This is a genomic window from Corynebacterium sp. (genome assembly GCF_030530965.1).
Taxonomy (GTDB): Bacteria; Actinomycetota; Actinomycetes; order Mycobacteriales; family Mycobacteriaceae; genus Corynebacterium.
Window position 1 is genome coordinate 1 of sequence record NZ_JAUMTY010000079.1, and the last position, 5147, is coordinate 5147.

4 protein-coding genes are annotated in these 5147 nt (G+C 56.9%); all 4 read right to left on the reverse strand.

Translation table 11 applies throughout. The features are described from left to right. Window positions 1-2420, reverse strand: a 2420-nt coding sequence (clpB, locus tag Q3981_RS10040) for an ATP-dependent chaperone ClpB (protein ID WP_303125876.1), incomplete at its 3' end; no start/stop codon positions are given. A 323-nt stretch (window positions 2421-2743) separates the two neighbouring features. Then, window positions 2744-3334 (reverse strand): hypothetical protein, encoded by a 591-nt coding sequence (locus Q3981_RS10045; protein WP_303125878.1) that lies wholly within the window; start codon window positions 3332-3334, stop codon window positions 2744-2746. 35 nt (window positions 3335-3369) lie between these two features. After that, on the reverse strand, window positions 3370-4674 hold the full coding sequence (locus tag Q3981_RS10050; RefSeq protein WP_303125881.1) for a hypothetical protein: 1305 nt from the start codon (window positions 4672-4674) through the stop codon (window positions 3370-3372). Further along, the coding region (locus tag Q3981_RS10055) for an ATP-binding cassette domain-containing protein (protein ID WP_303125883.1) at window positions 4674-5147 on the reverse strand (474 nt) is incomplete at its 5' end. The genes Q3981_RS10055 and Q3981_RS10050, both read right to left, overlap by 1 nt.

The window sequence follows — 5147 nt, forward strand, 5'->3', positions numbered from 1 at the left end:
CGGGCACCGTACGCGGGGTCGTAACCGCGCTTGGCCAGCCATTTCTTCGCATCGTCGTGAACGTCCAGCACGAGGCGTCGAGACTCCAGCCTCTTGGCCAGAGCGTCGATCTGAATGTCGACGATCTTGGTCAGCTGTTCGCTGGTCAGAGCGTCGAACATAACGACGTCGTCAAGTCGGTTGATGAATTCCGGCTTGAAGGTGGCCTTGACGGCCGCCTCCATCTGCTCCTTGGTCCCGCCTGCGCCCAAGTTCGAGGTCAGGATCAGGATGGTGTTCCGGAAGTCCACAGTGCGGCCTTGCCCATCGGTCAGGCGGCCTTCGTCGAGCACCTGCAGGAGGACATCGAAGACGTCGGGGTGAGCCTTCTCGACCTCGTCGAACAGGACCACCGTGTAGGGCCGACGACGAACTGCTTCGGTCAGCTGACCACCGGCGTCGTAACCGACGTATCCCGGAGGGGCACCGACCAACCGCGCCACGGAGTGCTTCTCGCCGTACTCCGACATGTCGATGCGGACCATGGCTTTTTCGTCGTCGAAGAGGAAGTCCGCCAACGCCTTAGCCAGCTCGGTCTTGCCGACGCCGGTGGGGCCGAGGAAGAGGAACGACCCTGTCGGCCGGTTCTCGTCGGCAACACCAGCACGCGCACGGCGCACCGCGTCGGACACGGCCTTCACAGCTTCGTCCTGGCCGACCACGCGGCGACCCAAGACTTTCTCCATGGCCAGGAGCTTTTCGGTTTCGCCTTGCATCATCTTGCCGGCGGGGATGCCGGTCCATGCGGAGACAACTTCGGCCACCGTCTCGGGCGTGACTTCCTCAGAGAGCATGGCGTTCTCTTCGGTGGAGTTGACGGACTTCTCGGCCGCGTGCAGCTTCTTTTCCAGTTCAGGAATAGTGCCGTAGCGCAGCTTTGCTACCCTCTCGTAGTCGCCGTCACGCTCCGCGATTTCCGAATCAGACCGAGCCTTCTCCAGCTCTTCCTTGACACTTTGCACCTCGGTAATGGCGGACTTTTCGTTCTCCCACCGGGCGGTCAGGGCCTTCAGGTTTTCGCGCTCGTCGGCAAGCTCTTCTTTCAAATGCTCGAGCCTGATTTTCGACGCTTCGTCGGTCTCCTTCTCCAGGGCCATTTCCTCGATCTCTAGCCGACGCACCACGCGCTCGGCGGTGTCGATTTCCTCCGGCCGGGAGTCGATTTCCATGCGCAACCGCGAGGCGGCTTCGTCGATAAGGTCGATGGCTTTATCGGGAAGGAACCGGGCTGTGATGTAGCGGTCGGACAGCGTCGCGGCCGAGACCAGGGCGGAGTCCATGATCCGAACACCGTGGTGAACCTCGTAGCGCTCTTTGAGGCCACGCAAAATACCGACGGTGTCCTCGACGCTGGGCTCACCCACGTACACCTGCTGGAACCGACGCTCAAGGGCGGCGTCCTTTTCGATGTACTTGCGGTATTCCTCCAGGGTGGTTGCGCCCACGAGCCGGAGCTCACCGCGAGCCAGCAGCGGCTTGATCATGTTGCCGGCGTCCATTGCGGATTCCCCGGTCGCGCCCGCACCGACGATGGTGTGCAGCTCATCGATGAAGGTGATGATTTCGCCGTCGGCGTTCTTGATTTCGTCAAGGACGGCCTTTAACCGCTCCTCGAATTCGCCACGGTATTTTGCACCCGCGACCATGGACCCGAGGTCGAGCGAGACAAGTTTCTTATCCTTCAGCGATTCAGGCACATCACCAGCGACGATACGCCGGGCGAGGCCTTCGACGATGGCGGTTTTACCGACGCCGGGCTCACCGATGAGCACCGGGTTGTTCTTCGTCCGCCGTGACAGCACTTGGACGACGCGTCGGATTTCGGCGTCGCGGCCGATGACGGGGTCGATTTTGCCGTCGCGTGCTCGGGCGGTGAGGTCCGTCGAGTACTTTTCGAGGGCCTGGAACTGGCCTTCTGGGTCCTCGGTAGTCACTTTTTGGTTTCCGCGTACCGACGGGAACGCTGCCTTGAGCGCGTCCGCGGTGGCACCGAACTCCTGCAGCAACTTCGCTGCATCGCTATCGCCGGATGCGATGCCGGCGAGCAAAACCTCGGTGGACACGTAGCTATCGCCCAGCTGGCCTGCTAATTCCTGCGCGGTGGTTAGCGCGTTGAGGGAATCGCGGTTGAACTGCGGGTTCGCCATTTGCTGACCAGTGGCGGTGGGGTATCCGCCAACCAGACTTCGTGCCCGAGTGAGGACCTGGTTCGGGTCGGCGCCGACAGCCTGAATAACTGGCGACGCAATAGAATCGGCCTGCTCGAGGAGAGCGACGAGTAAGTGCGCTGGGCGGATGTCCGGGTTACCTCGTTTCGAGGCGTCCTGGAGGGCAGCCTGGAGGGCTTCAGCTGTGCGTGTTGTGGGGGTAAAAGAGCTCATGATGTCACCTTTCTGTTCTTTGTTCGTTGTTCTGTATTTGTTGTTTCTATGTTGACCGTTCTGTGTGTGGCCTGTGCGGCGGAAGCTTGGTGGCTTAGTCGGCGGAGCCGACCGGGTTGCTGACCGCTAGCCGACGAAGAACGTTGCTATAACCATTGTTGAGTGTACGTCACGCAAGTTTTAATCACATCTAGTACAACTGGCGCGAAGTTGAGTCTATTCCACTCAAGGTAGATTTTTTAGAAAAATTTTTGGAGTGGATGTGGTGGGCGTGGGTGAGGAGTGGTCGCGTCGGCAGTAACGGACCCCCGCACCCAGATGAGCTAACGACCCTGCCGGACCCAGATGCCCAAACCTATGACCCCCAGAACAGCTTCCCCTATTAACAGCACGGGACTCGTACCGATCCCAACAGAATTTCCCAACGCCGTGTTCTCCCCCACGAACCACGGACTGAGGCAAAGGATAAGAGAAAGAAGAGGCACTAGGCGCAAAGACACTGCCGACCCCCAACGGCCACCAATTACAGCCGCACACCCGATAGCCACAATGCTGTGGGCACTGACCAAGCTAACCGTTTCCCACCCCAGATAACGGGCCCTCATCAGGCCAGCTGCAGCAACCAGGGTGAGAACGCATATACCAGAGAGAATCAGGCGCGGGCGCTGCGTCGAGCGGGACGTCACGGCGCGCTCATACGATTCCGACCATTGACTCCCCAGCAGAAGGCCCATCGCTCCTGCCATCACCACCGGAACCAGGTTCGGAAGGGAAACAGGGATGCTCAGTTCTGGACCAAACAATTGTGGGAGCGAAAAATCATGGAACCAGATCAGAGGAATGACGACGCAACACAGCAATAGCGCTTCACGCCAGCCACGAAGGCGGAGATAAGGGAAGACGCTATTACTCATATGTAATCCTCACACTTCTTTCACTTCAGGATGCTTTATTTTCCTGAATCGTCCTGAGCATTGTCTTTGCCAGAGGAAGCTATACAGGCCTTAAGGTCCCCCGTGATGTTTTTCATTCGCTCTTCTTGCTCCTGAAATGGCCGCCCCTCAGTGTTCTTGTCCATCCACTTCTGGGCATCACTCGTACCCGGGCCATTCCCCCCACCGATGACGTCGCGAACTGGCTTGTCTCCGAAATGATCAGCAATCCATTCTGCGACGATATAGATAGTCGATACTCCATCCGTTTCGGAAAGCTCACACCCTGCTTCATCGCTGTGTTGTGCAATCACGGTTTCAGCCAAGTCACGGAACACAAGAGTTGAGGATCGTCCCGCGTCAGCTGCCATCAAGGGGAAATCGCCACCAACTTTTTTGGGAGCATACTCACCAGCGTCGACCCCGAACCCCAACTCGTTCAATTCAGACAAAAAGGCAGACCAGTTTTTATCCACTTCACGCACAGTGGATTCATCTTCTGGCCAACTGCAATACCGAGCACCGTCGGCGGAACGAGTGCATGAAGGATTCGATGGTTTCTCACGTGCAGTCACCAGAGGTCCATTTATTCCGATGACGGTTGCCGCGATAGAGAAAACGGCGATTATAGGAAGAGCTAACGATAGAAGCTTTTTACTCCTTACCCACTCAGCCGTGGTGACGAAAATGAGCACTGCTGCCAGTACACTCCCTACAACAACACCAACAACAACTGGACGTAATTGGACTGCTTGCTCTACGTAACCCACGTAGTTCCCCGACGAATACGGCCTCAAGAATAGAATTTTCGGAACTACGCGTAGGAGCCCTGCCATTAAGGCGAGAACCACGACGGCCATCCCCGCAATGAAGCCGACAATCGCCGCTAAACGCGGTTTGGTATGGAGCGATCGGCCAATAACCCCGCCGAGCCCCACAGAGAACAGGGACCAGATCAGCCCCATAATCGGAATCGACCACCATGGAGAACCGCCGGGGTCTCCGGATAAACACACGGCATACAACACAACTATTGTTACGATGTTGTATATCAATGCATACAATGCACCGAGCCCGCAGAGATACCAGCTTAGTCTTATGGAGGTTGACGATATCGTGCGGAGATAGTCAACATCATGGCGCGCGATGTCATAGGCAGTACACCCCGCTAAGCACACTCCGATAAGGGCGAGTGTTTCAGAATGTACTTCATTAACGTCTGGCCAATAGCCGATAATGTAGCCCACTCGCCACGCTGAGAATAAAAGAAACGCAACGAAGGGCGCTGGAACAAAATAACGGAGATGCCGTCGCCACCCCATTAGATCACTCCCGCAGTCAATTGACCGAAAGCCGCATCAATACTTCCATATTTCCTTTCGAGCTCTTCCGAGCGCACATCAGCGACAATGTGTCCGGAATCAAGGAAAAGAACTCGATCAGTAGGCTCAATATCGGAGGAAATATGCGTCGACATAATGACTGAGGTTTTCTCACTGAGGCGACGAATTATATTCAGGAGCGACGCCCGGTGGTTTGGGTCTAATCCCGATGTCGGCTCATCCAAAATAAGGACGTCGGGACGGTGAGCTATCCCGACAGCAACCATCGCCCGACGTTGCATACCACCGGACAACGAAGAAAAACGGTCGCCTTCGTTATCGGACAAATGGACAAGCGCAATAGCCTCGGACGCTGCGCTCCGGGCCTCACTCCTGGAATAACCATGAAGCCACGCTGCCGTCTGAACTAAGTCCCGCACAGTTTGAGATGTATCAACCGCATTATGTTGCGG

What these genes read in the sequence shown, in the direction of transcription:
- Q3981_RS10050 (WP_303125881.1), bottom strand. Translation starts at nt 4,674, where the DNA reads ATGGGGTGGCGACGGCATCTCCGTTATTTTGTTCCAGCGCCCTTCGTT.
- Q3981_RS10045 (WP_303125878.1), bottom strand. Translation starts at nt 3,334, where the DNA reads ATGAGTAATAGCGTCTTCCCTTATCTCCGCCTTCGTGGCTGGCGTGAA.